This window comes from Streptomyces sp. MZ04 (assembly GCF_004684775.1).
Classification (GTDB): Bacteria; Actinomycetota; Actinomycetes; order Streptomycetales; family Streptomycetaceae; genus Streptomyces.
Window position 1 is genome coordinate 1 of record NZ_SRIC01000181.1, and the last position, 17,289, is coordinate 17,289.

Here is a 17,289-nt window from a genome sequence, read left to right on the forward strand (position 1 = left end):
GGACGACTTCCGCCCGTCGCCGCCGCACCTCGCCGGCACGGACGAGCTGGGCCCGAGCGGCTCCGAGCCCGACTGGTGGCGGGTGGAGCGGGGTGACGGCAACGGCCCCTTCGGCTTCGCCGACAGCGTGCCGGGCTTCGTCGGCGGCGTAGAGATCCCCGAAATCCTCAAGCCCCCGGCGAAGAAGCGCCCCGACGACGAGCCCGAAGAGGAGGAGTGGGAGGAGGACGAAGAGGAGGCAGAGGCAGAGGAAGAGGCAGAGGAAGAGGAAGGGGCAGAGGAAGAGGAAGAAGAGCCCAGGCGGCGCCTCCGGCTGCGCCGCCCGAAGACTGCCGCCGACGCCCGCCCCAGCTTCAGCAACCCCCTGCTCCTGCTCGCCGCCGCGCTCCTCACCGTCGGCGCGATCCTCGGCAACTGGCTTGCCCTCGGCGGCGGCTGGCTCCTCGCCTACGCCTCGCGCAGGCTCAGCCGCGCCGAGGCGAAGTGGGCCGTGCTCGGCCTTCCCGGGCTCTCCGTGGCCGCCGGGATCACCTGGCTGTGGGGCAGGAACGAGGGCCGCTGGGGCGATCCCGTCCGCGACGGCCACATGAACGACGCGATGGCCGAGACCTGGCCCTGGGTGGTACGCGGCGCGGCCGTCGCCTCCGCGCTCTACCTGTTGTGGAGATCGCAGCGGCAACGGCCGTGAGTCAGGCGGGAGTTCAAGCTAGTTCTTCAGATCCGCCTGCATCTCGTCCAGGATCTTGTTCGCCGCGGTGTAGCCGATGCCCTGGATCCACAGCTCGTCCTCGACCGTGTGGACGTTGCCCGACTTGACCGCCTTCATGTTCTTCCACAGGCCGCTGCCCGTGGTCTGCGTCTGCTTGGCCTTCCTCGGATCGCCGTACGTGGCCTGGAAGATGACGTCGGTGTCGGCGAGGTCGATCTTCTCGGGCGACACGTCGTACGAGAAGCCGTCCTTCGCCTTCGCGGAGATCGGCGCGCGGCCCAGGCCGACGTCCTTGAGGAGCGTGGCGATGTAGGTCCGCTCGCCGTAGATGCGGATGTCCGCACCCTCCACGAAGCGGACGACGTTGACCTCGGTCGCCCTGGCCTTCTCCGGGCCGCCGACGGCGGTGGTGACCTTCTTGGCGTGCGCGTCGTAGTCCGCGACGGCCTTCTTCGCCTCGGCCTGCTTGCCCAGCGCGTCGGCGTGCACCTGGAAGTTCTCCTTCCAGGGGTAGCCGGTGTTCTCCGTCATCACGGTCGGCGCGATCTGCTTGAGCTGGTCGTACTTGGCGCCGTGCCGGATCTTGCTGGTGAGGATGACGTCCGGGTGGAGGGCCGCGATGGCCTCCATGTTCGGGTTCAGCATCTCGCCCACGTCCTTGATGCCGCTGACCTTGTCCTTGGGCAGGTAGCTCGGGAAGCCCTTGGACGCCTCGACGTGCGTGGCGCCGACCGGCTGCACGCCCAGCGTGATCGCGGAGTCCAGCTCGGCGGTGTCGAGCACGACGACCCGCTCGGGCGCGACCGGGACCTTCACATCCCCCATGGCCGTCTTGACGACATGCGTCTTGCCGGAGCCCGCAGAGTCCTTGTCGGAGGAGTCCGAGGACCCGCAGGCCGAAAGGGCGAGCGCACCGCTGAGCACGAGGGCCCCGGCGGCGAGCGCGCGGCGGCGGTTCGGGGAGCTGGGCATGGCGGTCATGGCGGTCATGGCGGTCATGGCTGTCATGGCTGTTGGGCCACCTTTCGAGCGGATGAGGGTTCGGGGGACTGTTGGGACTTGGCGGCCCACGGAGCCCCGGGCACGACCAACGGCGATCCGGTCACGGGATCCGGCACCACCACACACTCCAGACCGAAGACCTCGCGCACGAGCTCCTCGGTGACGACATCGGCCGGTGCGCCCTCCGCGACGATCCGGCCCTCCTTCATGGCGACGAGGTGGTCGGCGTACCGGGCCGCCTGGTTGAGGTCGTGCAGGACGACGACCACGGTGCGGCCGCGGTCGTGGTTGAGCTGGCGCACCAGGTCGAGCACCTCCACCTGGTGGGAGATGTCGAGGTAGGTGGTCGGCTCGTCGAGGAGCAGCAGGCCGGTGTCCTGGGCGAGCGCCATCGCGATCCATACGCGCTGGCGCTGGCCGCCGGAGAGCTCGTCGACGGAGCGTTCGGCGAGCGCGGACACGTCGGTACGTTCCATCGCCTCCGTCACCGCCTTCTCGTCCTCGTCCGACCACTGCTGCCACCAGCTCTGGTGCGGCTGGCGGCCGCGCGCGACGAGGTCGCCGACGGTGATCGCCTCGGGTGCCACGGGCGTCTGCGGGAGCAGCCCGATCTGCTGGGCGATCTTCTTGGTGGGGAGCTTGGCGAGGGCCTCGCCGTCGAGCAGCACCGCGCCGCTCTTCGGCTTGAGGAGGCGGCCGAGCGCCCGCAGGGTGGTCGACTTCCCGCACGCGTTGGGGCCGACGATGACCGTGACCTCGCCGTCCGGGATCGCGAGGTCGAGGGCGTGCACGACCTCCCGGTCCTCGTAGGCGAGGGTCAGCTCGCGGGCGCTCAGGCGGGCGGCGGTCACGAGGTGCCTCCATTGCGGACGGAACGGCTGCGGATGCTGTGACTTTTCACGATCAGCCAGATCAGGTACGGGGCTCCGACGGCCGCGGTGAGCACGCCGACCGGCAGCTCGGTCGGCGAGAAGAGACGCCGGGCAAGCAGATCCGCCAGGACCACGATCAGCGCGCCGAGCAGCGCCGAGCAGAGCAGCGGGATCTGCGCGGTGCGGGTCATCCTGCGGGCGATCTGCGGGGCGAGCAGGGCGACGAAGTCGACGGGTCCCGCGGCGCCGGTCGCCACGGAGGCGAGGACGACGCCGAGCAGGACGAGACCGAGGCGTACGTGCCCCAGGCGCACCCCGAGCGCGGTCGCCGTGTCGTCGTCCAGGGTCACGGAGCGCTGGGCGCGGGCCGCCCACGCGATGAACGGAAGCAGCACGAGCAGGATCAGGCCGAGAGGCTCCGCCTCCGCCCAGCCGCGGCCGTTGAGCGAGCCCGTCATCCAGATCTGCGCCTGCTGGGCGACGAGATAGTCGCCCTTGGTCATGAAGAGCGTCGTCACGGAACGCAGCGCGATCGCGAAGCCGATGCCGATCAGCACGAACCGGGTGGCGTGCAGGCCGCCGCGCCAGGCGAAGACGTACACGAGAGCGGCGGCGGCGACACCGCCGAGCACCGAGAGGTACGGCAGCACGGTGTACGAGGTGACCCCGAGGGTCATCGCCCCCACCGTGACGGCGCTCGCGCCCTGGCTGATGCCGATGATGTCGGGGCTCGCGAGGGGATTGCGGGCGACGGTCTGGATCAGCCCGCCGGCGACGCCGAACGCGGCGCCGACGAGGAGCCCGACGACCATGCGGGGTTCGCGCAGCGTGCCCACGACCAGCTCGTCGGGGGACGGCTGCCCGAAGACGACCTTGAGGGCCTCGCCGGGCTGGACGAAGGACTCGCCGACACAGAGGTACGCGAGGCAGCTCGCGGCAAGGAGAAGTGCGAGCCCGACGGCGACGACGGCGCCCCGCCGGTGCACGAGGAAGGCGGCACGCCGAACCCGAAGCACTGCGTACCCAGCAGGCTTGATGCGGAGTTTCGAGTCGACGGCCATCAGGCGGCAACCACCTTCCGACGCACCAGAGCCACAAGGAACGGCACCCCGATCAGCGCGGTCATCACCCCGGCAGGCACCTCACTCGGCGGAAAGACGACACGCCCCACCGTGTCGGAGACGAGCAGCATCACCGGCCCCAGGACGGCAGCCATCGGCAGCACCCACCGATGACCACTGCCCACGATCGCGCGAGCGATATGCGGGACCGCGAGCCCGATGAAGGCGATCGGCCCGGCGGCCGCGACCCCGACGCCGGTCAGCACGGTGGCCCCGAGTCCGCCGATGATCCGCACCGTCGCGACCCGCTGCCCGAGCCCCTTGGCCACGTCCTCCCCGAGGGCGAGCGCATCCAGCCCGCGCGCCACGGAGAGCACAAGCACAAGACCCACCAACAGGAACGGCCAGATCTGCCCGACGATCTCCGCGTCACGCCCGGACAGCGACCCCACCTGCCAGAAGCGGAACTCGTCCAGGGCGGACGCCTTGGTGGTGAGGACGGCGGTGGTCAGGGAGACAAGGAGGGCGTTGATCGCGGCGCCGCCCAGCGCGAGCTTCACGGGGGTCGCCCCGCCCCGTCCGCTCGCGGCGATCGCGTACACCGCGACGGACGCGATGCCCGCGCCGACGAAGGCGTACCAGACGTATCCGGTCAGCGTGTGGACCCCGGCGAAGGCGATCGCCATGACGACGCCCACCGACGCGCCCTGGCTGACGCCGAGGATGCCGGGGTCGGCGATGGGGTTGCGGGTGATGCCCTGCAGCACGGTGCCGGCCAGGGCGAGCGCGGCGCCCACCATCAGGCCGATGACGGTGCGCGGCACCCGCATCTCGCGGACGACCTCGGCGGCGTCGCTGTGCCCGCCGTGCAGCAGGGCGTCGAGGACGGCGGACGGCGCGATCGCGCGGGCGCCGACGGAGAGGCTGAGCAGGACCGCGAGCAGCAGGGCCAGGACGGCCGCCGTCATCGCGACAGCGCGTCTGGCTGGCACACGCATCGGCTGAGCTCGTTTCGGAGAAATCGGCGGGACAGGACAGGGCGGGACAGGGCGAAGCAGAGGTAAGGCTTGGCTAAGCCTAAGGGCGACTTTAACCCCGGTCCCCCGGCCGTCGGGCCTCTGCACAATGGGCCCATGACCTCTCGCGCACTGACGGTCGGCTTCGACCTCGACATGACCCTGATCGACTCACGCCCCGGCATCAAGACGGCCTACGAGGCGCTGTCCGCGGAGACGGGCACGTACATAGACGCCGATCTGGCCATCACGCGCCTCGGCCCGCCGCTGGAGGAGGAGCTGCGCCACTGGTTCCCCGAGGACAAGATCCAGGAGATGGGCGACCGCTACCGTGAGATCTATCCCACATACGCCATCGCCCCGACGCCCGCGCTCACCGGCGCCCGCGAGGCGGTCGCCGCCGTCGGCTCGCACGGTGGCCGCGCGATCGTGGTGACCGCCAAGCACGAGCCCAACGCGAAGCTGCACCTGGCGCATCTGGGCATCGAGGCGGACGCGGTGATCGGCTGGCTGTGGGCCGAGGCGAAGGCGGAGGCGCTGCGCGAGCACGACGCGGCGGTGTACGTCGGCGATCACACCGGTGATGTACGCGGCGCGCGTACGGCGGGCGCGCTGTCCGTCGCGGTGGCGACCGGTCCGTGCGACGCAGCCGAACTGCGCGCGGCGGGCGCGGACGTCGTGCTCACCGACCTGACGGAGTTTCCCGCCTGGCTCGCGTCGTACGTCGCCGACGGCGCCGCTACGTAGCCTCGGAGCGGGCCTGGCGGCGCTGGACGGCGATACCGCGCAGCACTCCTGCCACGGCGATGAGGAATCCGACGCCCATCAGCATGCACACCGCGTACGCGATGGACGGGAAGCGCCACGAGCCGAGGAACAGCGGGGCCACTGTGATCAGAGTGGCCACGGCTCCGACGAAGAAGACGATGGCTCCGGCACGGACCATGCCATCGCCCGGTCCGGCGGAATTCGCTTGGGTTTTGTCACGCACCCCACCAGGGTAGTTCCCAGCGCGTAGGAAGAAACCGGGGACGTCTTGTCACCGGCTCCCTGACCAATAGTCTTGGTCCTGGCGGGTCGGGCGACCCGCTGTAGTGCTATCCAGAGCCGTTTTTCCGCGGCATAAGACGAGTACGACGACAAGTACGAGGACGAGGACTTCACGTGCCTACCGGCAAGTTCAAGCCGGTTAGCTAGGCACACAGAGAGCGCTACGCTCCCCTCATGACTCCTGGTCTCCGCTACCTCTCGTGCCTGCGCCTCTCTGCCGACTCGGACGGCTCTACGTCCATCGAGTGGCAGCGTGGCGTGATCCGGCACCACGTGGCCTCTCCGCTCCTGTCCGGCGTCTGGTGGGGGAGGCAGAGGACACGGACGTCTCAGGCTCCATGAGCCCCTTCAAGCGCCCCCGGCTCGGACGCTGGCTCACGTCCAAGGCTGATGAGTTCGACGTGATCATTGCAGCCAAGATGGATAGGCTTACCCGCCGCTCCATGCACTTCAATGAGCTATTGGAATGGGCGCAGGAAAACGGGAAGTACATCGTCTGTGTAGAAGAGGGGTTCGACCTCTCCACTCCCCAAGGCAAGATGATGGCCCGTATGACTGCCGTCTTTGCTGAGGCTGAGTGGGACACCATTCAGGCACGCATCCTGAACGGCGTACAGAGCCGTCTGGAGAACCGTTCATGGCTTACGGGAGCACCTCCCACCGGCTACCGCATCAAAGCCGTAGAGGGAGGCAAGAGGAAGGTTCTGGAGATTGATCAGGACTTCCACCCCTACGTGGAAGAGATCTTCACTCGCGTCCGTGAGGGACAGTCCACACACCGAATTGCGCGAGACTTCAACGGCCGCGGCGTACTCACATGGGGGGACCATCTCAGGAAGTTGAAGGGGGAGGAAACCAAGGGAACTCAGTGGCAGTCAACCATCATCAATAAATTCATCCGCTCCTCTTGGGTTCCCGGTATCTACACGTACAAGGGGGAGGCTGTATTGGACGATGACGGAGAGCCCATCATCCTTCCCGAGAAACCCCTAGCGTCCATGGATGAATGGACGGACCTGGTAGACCGGATCAAACCCGCTCCCAAACCTGAGGGAATGGAAAGCCGTACCAGCACCAAGAGCCTGCTTGCTGGTATTGCTCGGTGTGGAGGATGTGGAGCGCCGGTTACTTCTCTTCTGAATTCCGGGCACACCAAGAAAGACGGTACGAAAGTTCCCGGACACAGGTATTACCGCTGCTCCAACAAGTTCAAGGGAGGGGCTTGTACGAGTGGCCTCTATGTCCGTGCGGATGTGCTCGACACGTGGGTTGACCAGGAGATTCGAGGGATCGTAGGCAAGTGGGACATGTACGAGAGGGCGGGTACCGGACCCTCTCAGGCAAGGGAGCTGGAATCAGCTAGGGCACGCCTGGAAAAGCTGGAAGCTGACTTCCTGGCAGGGGAGTACGACGGTGCGGGACAGGAAGATTCCTACCGCCGCATGCATAAGAGCCTGTCCGGAAAGGTCGCTCTCCTGGCTAAGCAGGAAGAGGAAAGGGCTAACCCTGAACTGAAATCCACGGGTAAGAAGTACGGGGAAGTCTGGGAAGCCAAAGACCAGGAGGACCGTAGGGAATTCCTTCGCACCTATGACGTAAAGATCTGGGCTTGGAATAAGGGAACAGATGAGGGGCAGAAGGGAATGGTAATGGACCTGGGGGATATTCAGGTCATGGCGAATGAGCTTGCCCTTTCCCGCCCAGGAAAGAAAGGAAAGACGGCAAGGCTAGTGATTAGCCATAACGTTCCCGAAGAATACAGGTGGAAGGCATTGGCATTCGCCAAGTCTTAGCTTTAGTTTTATCCTCGCGGGTCGAATCGTTCCTCGAACTTGATCACTCATGGTGATAACCGCCGTACAGCGGGGCGGCCTTCGTCTGATCCTTGCTCCGTCACAGAGGCAAGGGATCAACCGAAGGCCGTAGGAGTGAGTCTGCTGCATCACGATGTCCAGCGGAAGCCGTTCGGGGTGCTGTCACATTTCCGGACGGAGTTGTACGCGTCCATGACGGCCCGCAGCGACGCATTGTTCGAACTCACCGACGCGTTGCTGTGTGCGGACGGCCCGGTGAAGACGCTGGTCAGTCTGGCACTCGCGCCGGAACATCGGCGTGGGCACGGAGCCCTGTACGCGGGACTGAACCATGGGCGCCTCGATGTGGACCGGCTGCGACGGGCCCTGGTCTCCGTCCCGCTGCCGAAGGCGGCCGACGGCCGCCTGGTCCTGGCCGTTGACGTGTCACCGTGGCTGCGGCCGGACGCGGATACCGCCCCTGACCGGTGCTTTTGCCACACCTACGGGTACGGCGACAACAAGCACCTCATGATCCCTGGCTGGCCCTACTCGATCGTGGCCGCCCTGGAGACCGGCCGGACGTCGTGGACGGCGGTCCTGGACGCGATCCGGCTGGAGCCCGGTGCCGATGTCGCTGCGGTCACCACCGCGCAGATCCGGGAGGTCGTCGACCGCCTCGTCGCGGCAGGGCAGTGGCAGACGGGCGATCTGGACATCATGATCGTGGTCGACGCCGGCTACGACGCCCCGCGCCTTGCTCACCTGCTGGCCGACCTGCCCATCGAGATCCTGGGACGGACGCGCTCAGACCGGGTGATGCGCCGACCGGCACCTTCCCGCGAGGAGTTCCATCGGGAGCATCCCGATGGCGGACGTCCGCCCAAGCACGGAGGCGAGTTCGTCTTCGGCAAACCCGACACCTGGGGCGGCGAGCACGCGGCCACGGTCACCGAAACCCGCCGCTACGGGAAAGCGACCGCCAGGGCCTGGGACCGGCTCCACCCGAGGCTGACCCGACGGGCGGCCTGGCTCGACCACACGACGGAACTGCCCGTCATCGAGGGCACGGTGGTCCGCCTTCAGGTCGAGCACCTGCCCTCGGGCGGTGATCCGAAGCCGGTCTGGCTGTGGTGCTCCAAGACCGGCGCCACCGCGGCTGACGTCGACCGCTGCTGGCAGACCTTCCTGAGAAGATTCGATGTCGAGCACACCTTCCGCTTCTGGAAGCAGACCCTGGGCTGGACCCGTCCCAAGATCCGCACCCCCGAGGCCGCGGACCGCTGGACGTGGCTCGTGGTTGCCGCTCACACCCAGCTCCGGCTCGCCCGCCCCCTCGCACAGGACTTGCGGCACCCCTGGGAGAAACCGACCCCGCCCGAACGGCTCACCCCGGCCCGCGTCCGACGGGGGTTCAGAAACCTCCGCCCCGAGACCGCTTCACCAGCCAGGGCACCGAAACCCACACGCCCCGGACCCGGCCGCCTACCAGGATCGAAGAACCGGCACCCCGCCGCCCGCTATGACGTGGGCAGAGTCCTCGCTACCGGCCAGCCCTACCAACGACCCACCCACCACAAGGTCGGCACCAAACCCCGGCGAACTGGATAAGACTCAAGAGTGTGGCGGCGGAGTGGTCGAGCCCCGGAGTGCCATGCTGGTCGCACGCACCGGCCGGAGCCGTCCCGGGCGCCCTCGGCAGGAAGGAGAGACCATGTCATCGGGGATTGCGGTCGAGGACAGCTGCTTTGAGAGGTACCAGGAGCTGAAGGAGCGACAGTACAGGTATGTGATCTTCAAAGTCAGGGATGACCTCAAGGGAATCGTGGTCGAGAAGGTGGGATCGCGGACAGCGCCGTGGGATGAGTTTGTCGACGCCTTCCCCGAAAAGGACTGCCGCTACGCCGTCTACGACCTTGAGTATGAGATGGCACCAGGAGAGGGACTACGGTCCAGGATCTGCTTTGTCCTGTGGAGCCCCATGGTCGCCCCGATCAGGAAAAGGTTGATCTACGCGTACTCCAAGGAAGCGATCGCCAAGAGTCTTCAGGGCGTCGCCGCGAACATCGAGGCGGCGGACCTCAGCGACTTGGATCAGGCCACTGTCGTCGGAAGGTTCACCCGCGGCAAGTGACCTACCGCCATCGCGACGGGGTCCGGCATATGTCCGTACGGGGTTGGCTCGACCGGGCCGACCCCGTAGGACGTTAAAACTCAAGCTCAGACCGTGTTTGAGATCTGTGGTGCCTAGTGGCCCGGGTGGTCGTTGAGTCTCACGTGAGTGCTGCTGAGGGTGGGTACCCGTCCGACCTGACGGATGACCAGTGGGCTCTTGTGGAGCCGTTGCTGCCGCCCGCGAGGGTGGGCCCGAGAGGCGGCCGGCGGGAGAAGCATCCGCGGCGGCGAATCGTGGACGCGATCTTCTATGTCGTGCGGACCGGGTGCGCTTGGCGGCAGCTACCGAAGGACTTCGCGCCATGGCCCACGGTGTACTGGTACTTCACGTGGTGGCACGACGACGGGGCAGTCGAGCGAATCCACGACGTCCTTCGCGACCAGGTCCGCGAGGCCAAGGGCCGTGGCGCCGAACCGAGCGCGGGACTGATCGACTCGCAGTCCGTGCGCACCGCCGACACCGTCCCCGCGGCCACCAGGGGTTTCGATGCGGGCAAGAAAGTCAAGGGCCGCAAGCGGTTCCTCGTGACCGACACGCTCGGCCTCCTCCTGGCCGTCCACGTGGTCGCCGCGAACGTGCAGGACCGCGACGGCGGAAAACGCCCGCTGCTGTGGGCCCGCCTCGACCATCCGAGCGTGCGGAAGATCTGGGCCGACCAGGGCTTCGCTGGCCGCTTGGTGGACTGGGCCACCCAGATCCTCGACCGCGAGCTGGAAATTGTTCGCAAGGACCCTGACCAGCGAGGTTTCCAAGTACAACCGAAGCGGTGGGCAATCGAACGCACGCTATCGTGGATCACCGCCAACCGACGCCTGGCCCGTGATTACGAGACGAGCCCGGCGCATTCGGAGACCATGATCCGCTGGGCGATGATCGGCATCATGATCCGTCGACTCACCCGCCGTGGACCAGCAACACGGCCTGGACCTCGCCCTCTCGACCGAACCGCTACTGGACCGGGCCAGCCAGCGTTTCGATAGACAGAGGCGGACAGGTCTCCTTTTCCCGGGTGAGGTTCACCAGCTCTTCCGACGGCTCGGCTCCGTCCCGGACGGCCATGACGTAGGTCCTTGCCTCCTGCAGGCTCAAGCGCGGGGCCTGCTTTCGGAGGTGGCTCATCGCGGCCACAACCCCGGCGGAGTTCACGAGTGCGCGGACAGAGGCGGCCAGTGGGTCAGGCGCCCTGACGCCTTTGATCTGCCGGAGGTAGAGCTCCTCCCAGTCCTCGGCTATCCACGTGGTGGCGGGGATGTGGTGGATGCTCCCGTCGTACCGGTCCACCAGGTAAGGGCCGCTGCCAACAAGGTTGGCGCGCGGATCACGGGTGCGGGCGTACTCTGCCGAGTTCCAGAAAACGAGCCAGCCCACCGCGTGCTCCTCCACGCCGTAGATGGCCAGCTCGCGGACCGGCCCCGCCCATGTCAGCCGCTCTGCGGCCAACAGCGACTCAACGAGCTCGACGGCGCGTTCCTTGGAGATCACGCCCTCATCATTCACCACGGGTCAACCGGGTTTCCGATCACGCTGGCGTTGCGCGCTGAGATCTCAAACGCGGTCTCAGAGACTCGTCCCGCATTCTTGAGGAACTGGGCATAGATATCCCTGCGTACGTCTCGATGCCGTGAACGCTCTTCCAATTGATGCTTGCGCTCCTGAGTGGCGTTCTCCTGCCTCCCTTTCAGGAGACCGAACGCACCAGCTATAAGCCCACCTGTGGCCACGCCGGTACCTCCGAGCAGAGCAGCAATGAGTTGTGAATCCATCAAAACCCCACGTGGCCAGAGACCCGGTCCTGCCCGGTGGTCAACTTCGCGAAACACGACTGGAGAAGGAGTAAACGTCGGCCCCGGCCGTAAGCGGAATGACTGATGTCTGTTTGTCAGTGGTGGGTGAGATGATGGAAGTACGGCCAAGGGTGAAAGCGTCTCCGCCATTGCCAAGGCTCTCGGAGTCTCCCGCGCGACTCTCTACCGCCACATTGGCTAGTACCTGACCCTTCCTCAGTCACTCTGAGCCTCTGCCGACACAGGTAGGGGCTCAGTCGTGTTTCCAGGCGTGATTAAGCCCGTGTGTCGCTGGGGAGAGCCCCGGTAGGCTGTCATGACGGCAGTTCAAGGGTGTCCGGTGTCAGTCCGGCAGTGATCGAGGGAGCGTGTGCTTTGCCGACTGGCAAGGTCAAGTGGTTCAACAGCGAGAAGGGCTTCGGCTTTCTCTCCCGCGATGACGGCGGCGACGTCTTCGTGCATTCCTCCGTACTGCCCGCCGGCGTCGACACACTCAAGCCCGGACAGCGCGTCGAGTTCGGCGTCGTCGCAGGCCAGCGTGGTGACCAGGCCCTTTCGGTCACGATTCTCGACCCGACCCCGTCGGTGGCGGCGGCCCAGCGCCGCAAGCCGGACGAACTGGCGTCCATCGTGCAGGACTTGACGACGCTCCTCGAGAACATCACGCCGATGCTGGAGAAGGGCCGCTACCCGGACAAGGCCTCCGGCGCGAAGATCGCGGGCCTGCTCCGTGCGGTGGCGGACCAGTTGGACGTCTAGACGCCCGGCCGAACTGTTCGGAATCGGGGCGGGCCGAAGATTTTCGGCCCGCCCCGGCTGCGATATCTAGCCGAAATTCAACGCGCCGGGCGCAAGCGCCGGGACAAGTCCCTCAGCGGCCGCCCGCGTGAGCAGCCCGCGGACCGCCGCGTATCCGCTCTCCCCGAGATCCGCGGTGAACTCGTTGACGTACAGCCCGATGTGCTGGTCGGCGACCGCCGGGTCCATCTCCTGCGCGTGCTCCAGTACATAAGGGCGGGACGCCTCGGGGTCGTCCCAGGCCATCCGCACCGACGTCCGCGCCGCGTCGGCGAGCTGCCGCAGCCGCTCGGCGCCGAGCGACCGCTTGGCGATGATCGCGCCCAGCGGGATCGGAAGGCGTGTCTTCTGCTCCCAGTGCTCGCCCATGTCCGCGAGGCAGTGCAGGCCGTAGTTCTGATAGGTGAAGCGCGCCTCGTGGATGACGAGCCCCGCGTCGACCTTCCCGTCCCGCACCGCGGGCATGATCTGGTCGAAGGGCAGCACCACGATCTCACCGACGCCACCACCGGTCAGGGTGTCCGCGGCCCAGAGCCGGAACAGCAGATACGCCGTCGACTTCTCGCTCGGCACCGCCACCGTCTTGCCGGTGAGGTCGACGCCCGGCTCCCGGGTGAGCACCAGCGGACCGCAGCCGCGCCCGAGCGCCCCGCCGCACGGCAGCAGCGCGTACTCGTCGAGGACCCAGGGCAGCACCGCGTACGAGACCTTCAGTACGTCGAACTCGCCGCGCTCCGCCATGCCGTTGGTGATGTCGATGTCGGCGAACGTGACATCGAGCTCGGGCGCGCCCGGCACCCGGCCGTGCGCCCAGGCGTCGAAGACGAACGTGTCGTTGGGGCAGGGCGAGTACGCGATCTGCAGCGGCCGGTCCACCTGGGCCTGGGTCTCAGTCATGCCTCTTCCAACTCTCCAGTACGGGCGCGAACTTCCCGAACGCGTCGCTCAACGCGGCGAGCGCGTCGCCGATCCGCCAGGCGCCGCGGTCCCGCGGCCCGACGGCGTTGGAGACCGCGCGGATCTCCAGGACGGGCAGTCCGTACGCGGCCGCCGCCTCGGCGACCCCGAACCCTTCCATCGCCTCGGCGAGCGCGCCGGGATGACGCCGCCGCAGCTCGGCGGCGCGCTCGGCGGAGCCGGTCACGGTGGAGACGGTGAGGATGCCGCCCGTGCGGCCGCCGGTCGCGGCGGCCAGGTCGCGTGCGAGGGAACGCGGCGGGAGATGGGTGACGGCACCGAACCCGAGCTCGGTGACCGGCAGGAACCCGTCGGGCGTCTCGGCGCCCAGATCGGCCGCGGTGATCTCGTCGGCGACGACGAGGGAGCCGACGGGCGCGTCGGGCTGGAAGCCGCCGCCGATTCCGGCGGACACCACGAGGCCGTACGAGCCGCGCGCGAGGGCGGCCGCGGTGTGCGCGGCAGCGGCGGCGGGACCCACCCCGGCGGCGACGACATCGCCGTACTCAGTGGGCAGGCCCTTGGCCACCGCGTCCCGTTCGGCCGGGACGGCGGTGGCCACCAGAACACGTACGGAGGACACCGAGGACGTGACGGTCAGGAGTCCTTCTCGAGCTTGAACGACCACAGGCCCGTCGCCTTGGAGTCGGAGCCCTTGCCGCCCTCGAGCAGGCTGACGGTGGTGGCGTTGGTGCCGCCGCCGTACTGCTGGTTGAAGAAGACGCTGCCGGGGATGACGACGTACGTCTTGTCGCTGGACTCGGTGAGCGGCTGACCGTTCATCAGCAGCGTCCAGCCCTTGTCGGCGATCTCCGGGTCGACGCCGAAGCGGACCTTCTCGTCGGGATCGACCTTGATGGACTTGACGTCCTTGTCCTTCAGACAGCCCTGGAGCTGGGACTGCTTGAGCTCATCGCCGTCGTTGTAGCAGGAGGCCTCGGTGTTCACCGAGTTGCCGCCGACCGTGACGGTGGCGAGCGGCGTCGGCTTGTCGCAGGCGGACAGGACGAGGAGTCCGGCGGAGACAGCGCCAATGGCAGCCACGGAACGGCGACGGCGCGCCGAGCTGTGGACGTGTGCGGCTCCGCCGCGGAGCAGGGAGGTCATGGGCGAAGGCTATCGGGCACCCCGTGCCGTCCCGCCACGTGGGGGTCGCGGCGTGCCGCACCCCGCCATTTGCGTGCCGCTTGTGTCCCGCGCCCCTCAATGTGCCGGACTCACGCCACCCGGCGCCGCCGCTGCCCGCCGTGCCGGGCCGCCGAGAGCAGGCCCCGCACGGTCGTCAGCCAGCCGATGGCGACGATCGTCGCGGCCACCGTCATACCGAGCGTCCCGTTCAGCGGCAGTGCCATGCCGATGCCGCCGCCGATCACCCAGGCCACCTGGAGCGTCGTCTCGGAGCGCGCGAAGGCGGAGGTCCGCACCTCTTCCGGTACGTCCCGCTGGATCAGTGCGTCCAGGGACAGCTTCGACATGGCCTGCGCGAAGCCCGCGACGGCGCCGAGACAGGCGACGCCCGCCGCCGAGAAGAACAGCGCGGCGGTGATCGCGACGCCGAGGACGAAGGCGACGACGGTCACGATGATGATCTCGGGCGCCCGCGACTTCAGCAGGGCGCCTACGGCCGTGCCCAGCGCGTTGCCCACCCCCGCCGCGACGGCGACTATCCCCAGGGACACCGCGGCGCTCTGTCCGGCGAGCGGCTCCTCGCGCAGCAGAAAGGCGAGGAAGAAGATCAGAAACCCGGAGAGGCAGCGCAGCGCGGCGTTGACGGCCAGGGCGTGGGTGACGGCCGGTCCGACGGTACGCAGCCCCAGGCGCCGCTTCTTGCTCGTGTCCGCCGCGGCTTCGGCTCGCGCGTGCAGATGCAGATGCTCCTCGTCGGCGGCGAGCAGCGCCTTGTGCTCGCCCTTCGCGGAGTCGACCTTGGGCGGCAGCGAGAGGGAGAGGAACATCCCGGCGATGAAGATCACAAAGGCGCCGTAGAGCGGCCAGCGGGCGCCGAGGGACTGTAGCCCCGCGCCGATGGGCGCGGCGATCCCGGTGGCGAGCAGTCCACCGAGGGTGACCCTGGAATTGGCCTTGACCAGCGAGAACCCGGCGGGCAACAGCCTGGGCACGACGGCACTGCGCACCACCCCGTACGCCTTGGACGCCACGAGCACCCCCAGCGCGGCGGGATAGAGCTCGATGCTCCCCGAGATCACCGCCTCCGAGAGCAGCAGGGCGAGCAGGGCGCGGGCCAGCATCGCGGCGGCCATCGCATAGCGGCGGCCGTGCGGCAGGCGGTCCAGGAGCGGGCCGATGACCGGGGCGAGCAGCGTGAAGGGCAGCATCGTGATGGCGAGATAGAGAGCGACACGGCCGCGGGCCTCGTCCGTCGGCACGGAGAAGAACACGGTCGACGCGAGCGCGACGGTGATCATGACGTCGCCCGCGCCGTTCACGGCATGCAGCTCGATGAGCTTCCCGAGCCCGGATTCGCCCGCGCCGTGCGCGTGCGTGGCCTTCCGGATGCCGCGGGCGGTGCCGGTGAAGGGCAGCTGCAGGGCGCGGCCGACCGAGCGGACGGCCCTGCTCAGCGCCGAGCCCGTTCCGCTGGATTTCTGAGACGACGACCTTGCGGCGGCCACCTCGTCATAGTGCCCCTTTATGAGTCGGGCTAGCGCGCACCGACTGCGGGGTATTCGGGTGGGCGGCAGGGAAAAACCGCCGTGAAGCGACGGCAGGGTGCCCCTCCGCCGCAGGGGGCCGGGCACGCCGGTGTAGGCCCAGGGGCCAGGAGAAGGTAGCGTGCGTAGCGCGCCTGCGGCGGTAGTTCTTGGCCGCGCGCCTCTCGGTCATCCCGCAGAATGGATGACGTAGGTGCGCCCGAGGACGTTAGGGCGCGGACGTCGACGCGGCCCTTTGGTCCGCTCCGTCCGCACTCCCACGTATGGGTGGCGCACTCGTGAGACGGCGTAGGAGAGAAGCGATACCTGTGAGCGCAGCGACAACGCGAAGCCGTACCCCGCGTACCCCGCGTACTCCCGACCGCCTGTGCGCCGAGGCGGTGGGCCTTGCCCGTGAGGCGGCCGAGGAGGCCGCAGCGCCGGGTGTGGTCGGTGAGCATGTCGATGTCGTGGTCGAGGGCGACCGCGTGGTCACGCACCTGTTCGAATGCAAGGAGTTCGGCTACCGGGGCTGGCGCTGGGCGGTGACGGTGGCCCGTGCCTCGCGGGCCAAGTTCGTCACGCTCGATGAGACGGTGCTCCTTCCGGGCCCCGATGCGCTGCTCGCCCCCGAGTGGGTGCCGTGGAGCGAGCGCCTTCGCCCCGGCGACATGGGCCCGGGCGACCTCCTCCCGACCGACGCCGAGGACCTCCGCCTGGAGCCCGGCTTCTCCGGCGAGGAGGAGCCGCCGCCGAATTCCGCGGTATCCGAGGAGATGGCGGAACTGGTCGAGGCGGAGGACGCCGAGGTGACGTCGGGCCCGCCGGCCGAGCTGCCGCTGGCACCCGCGCGCGGCTCCATCGCCGCGCTCGCCGACGAACTCGGCATGCGCCGGGCCCGTGTCCTTTCCCGGTACGGCCTGCATGCCGCGGCCGATCGCTGGGAGGAGTCGCACGGCGCGAAGACCGCGATGGCGCAGGCGGCGCCGGCGACGTGCGTCAGCTGCGGGTTCCTCGCGCCGATCGGTGGATCGCTCGGCCAGGCGTTCGGGGTGTGCGCGAACGAGTTCAGTCCGGCGGACGGCCAGATGGTGTCTCTCGCGTACGGCTGCGGGGGCCACTCCGAGGCGGCCGTCATGCCGCGCCCTTCCCGCCCGGCGGAACCGGTGCTGGACGAGACCCGGGTCGACGTCCTCCCCCTGCGCCCGTCCTCCGACTCGGGCTCGGTCTCCCCGGAGGGCCCCAGCGAGGACCTCGGCCACTCCTGAGCTCCGCGGCGGACCCGGGGTGGGCCCCCGGCCCCTCCGCGCTCCGCGCGGGCGTTTTGCCCTCGCCCCGGGTCTCTGTGTGCGCCGTTCACTTCCGTCTGTGCGGCGAGTCGGGCCCACTCCCGCGCTTTTCCCACCCACCAGCCCCAGGC

The 17,289-nt window shown here is 68.4% G+C and carries 17 protein-coding genes and 2 pseudogenes; 9 read left to right on the plus strand and 10 right to left on the minus strand.

Annotated features, from left to right (window positions below):
• Positions 1-688 (plus strand): annotated as a pseudogene (locus E2651_RS44200) (hypothetical protein); the annotation flags it as partial.
• Positions 689-706: 18 nt separating this feature from the next.
• Here E2651_RS44200 and E2651_RS29230 read toward each other — a convergent pair.
• The 4 genes from E2651_RS29230 to E2651_RS29245 are packed head-to-tail and all read right to left on the minus strand — an operon-like array spanning position 707 to position 4,642.
• On the minus strand, positions 707-1,690 hold the full coding sequence (locus tag E2651_RS29230; RefSeq protein WP_135334260.1) for an iron-siderophore ABC transporter substrate-binding protein: 984 nt from the start codon (positions 1,688-1,690) through the stop codon (positions 707-709).
• Positions 1,691-1,713: 23 nt separating this feature from the next.
• Entirely contained in the window at positions 1,714-2,562 is an 849-nt protein-coding gene (locus E2651_RS29235) for an ABC transporter ATP-binding protein (protein WP_135334248.1), read from the minus strand.
• Positions 2,559-3,644, minus strand: a complete 1,086-nt coding sequence (locus E2651_RS29240) for an iron ABC transporter permease (RefSeq protein ID WP_135334249.1) — start codon at positions 3,642-3,644, stop codon at positions 2,559-2,561. Before E2651_RS29240 ends, E2651_RS29235 begins: the two co-directional genes overlap by 4 nt.
• Entirely contained in the window at positions 3,644-4,642 is a 999-nt protein-coding gene (locus tag E2651_RS29245) for an iron ABC transporter permease (RefSeq protein WP_135334250.1), read from the minus strand. Before E2651_RS29245 ends, E2651_RS29240 begins: the two co-directional genes overlap by 1 nt.
• A gap of 135 nt (positions 4,643-4,777) precedes the next feature.
• On the opposite strand from E2651_RS29245, the gene E2651_RS29250 reads away from it, so the two are divergent.
• Entirely contained in the window at positions 4,778-5,407 is a 630-nt protein-coding gene (locus E2651_RS29250) for an HAD hydrolase-like protein (protein ID WP_209446274.1), read from the plus strand.
• Here E2651_RS29250 and E2651_RS29255 read toward each other — a convergent pair.
• Positions 5,400-5,651: a hypothetical protein gene (locus tag E2651_RS29255; protein ID WP_135334251.1), complete on the minus strand. Its 252-nt coding sequence runs from the start codon at positions 5,649-5,651 to the stop codon at positions 5,400-5,402. The genes E2651_RS29250 and E2651_RS29255 overlap by 8 nt on opposite strands.
• 361 nt (positions 5,652-6,012) lie before the next feature.
• Here E2651_RS29255 and E2651_RS29260 point away from each other — a divergent pair, with 361 nt between their 5' ends.
• From E2651_RS29260 to E2651_RS29275, 4 genes are all read left to right on the plus strand, one after another.
• Entirely contained in the window at positions 6,013-7,503 is a 1,491-nt protein-coding gene (locus E2651_RS29260) for a recombinase family protein (RefSeq protein ID WP_135334252.1), read from the plus strand.
• 135 nt (positions 7,504-7,638) lie between these two features.
• Positions 7,639-9,114, plus strand: coding sequence for an NF041680 family putative transposase (locus E2651_RS29265; RefSeq protein ID WP_135334253.1), 1,476 nt, complete (start codon positions 7,639-7,641; stop codon positions 9,112-9,114).
• Positions 9,115-9,217: 103 nt separating this feature from the next.
• The gene (locus tag E2651_RS29270) at positions 9,218-9,637 is read left to right on the plus strand and encodes an actin depolymerization factor/cofilin-like domain-containing protein (RefSeq protein WP_167828923.1); all 420 of its coding nucleotides are present in this window, start codon (positions 9,218-9,220) and stop codon (positions 9,635-9,637) included.
• A gap of 104 nt (positions 9,638-9,741) precedes the next feature.
• Complete coding sequence (locus E2651_RS29275; RefSeq protein WP_245239320.1) at positions 9,742-10,659, plus strand: IS5 family transposase; 918 nt, start codon at positions 9,742-9,744, stop codon at positions 10,657-10,659.
• Here the strand turns inward: E2651_RS29275 and E2651_RS29280 are convergent.
• A complete protein-coding gene (locus E2651_RS29280) occupies positions 10,628-11,161 on the minus strand; it encodes a YrhB domain-containing protein (protein WP_135334255.1) in 534 nt (177 codons plus the stop codon). The genes E2651_RS29275 and E2651_RS29280 overlap by 32 nt on opposite strands.
• 432 nt (positions 11,162-11,593) lie before the next feature.
• On the opposite strand from E2651_RS29280, the pseudogene E2651_RS29285 reads away from it, so the two are divergent.
• Positions 11,594-11,665 (plus strand): annotated as a pseudogene (locus tag E2651_RS29285) (helix-turn-helix domain-containing protein); the annotation flags it as partial.
• A 173-nt stretch (positions 11,666-11,838) separates the two neighbouring features.
• On the plus strand, positions 11,839-12,222 hold the full coding sequence (locus E2651_RS45995; RefSeq protein ID WP_055701393.1) for a cold-shock protein: 384 nt from the start codon (positions 11,839-11,841) through the stop codon (positions 12,220-12,222).
• A 66-nt stretch (positions 12,223-12,288) separates the two neighbouring features.
• Here the strand turns inward: E2651_RS45995 and E2651_RS29295 are convergent, their stop codons facing one another.
• The 4 genes from E2651_RS29295 to E2651_RS29310 all read right to left on the minus strand — a co-directional run bounded on the left by E2651_RS29295 (position 12,289) and on the right by E2651_RS29310 (position 15,851).
• A complete protein-coding gene (locus tag E2651_RS29295; protein WP_135334256.1) occupies positions 12,289-13,158 on the minus strand; it encodes a 1,4-dihydroxy-6-naphthoate synthase in 870 nt (289 codons plus the stop codon).
• On the minus strand, positions 13,151-13,846 hold the full coding sequence (locus E2651_RS29300) for a futalosine hydrolase (protein WP_135334257.1): 696 nt from the start codon (positions 13,844-13,846) through the stop codon (positions 13,151-13,153). The genes E2651_RS29295 and E2651_RS29300 overlap by 8 nt, the downstream gene beginning before the upstream one ends.
• On the minus strand, positions 13,816-14,325 hold the full coding sequence (locus tag E2651_RS29305) for a DUF2771 domain-containing protein (RefSeq protein ID WP_135334258.1): 510 nt from the start codon (positions 14,323-14,325) through the stop codon (positions 13,816-13,818). The genes E2651_RS29300 and E2651_RS29305 overlap by 31 nt, the downstream gene beginning before the upstream one ends.
• Before the next feature lie 110 nt (positions 14,326-14,435).
• A complete protein-coding gene (locus E2651_RS29310; protein ID WP_245239319.1) occupies positions 14,436-15,851 on the minus strand; it encodes an MFS transporter in 1,416 nt (471 codons plus the stop codon).
• A gap of 347 nt (positions 15,852-16,198) precedes the next feature.
• On the opposite strand from E2651_RS29310, the gene E2651_RS29320 reads away from it, so the two are divergent.
• Positions 16,199-17,137, plus strand: coding sequence for a DUF3027 domain-containing protein (locus E2651_RS29320; protein ID WP_135334259.1), 939 nt, complete (start codon positions 16,199-16,201; stop codon positions 17,135-17,137).
• Positions 17,138-17,289: the final 152 nt, after the last annotated feature.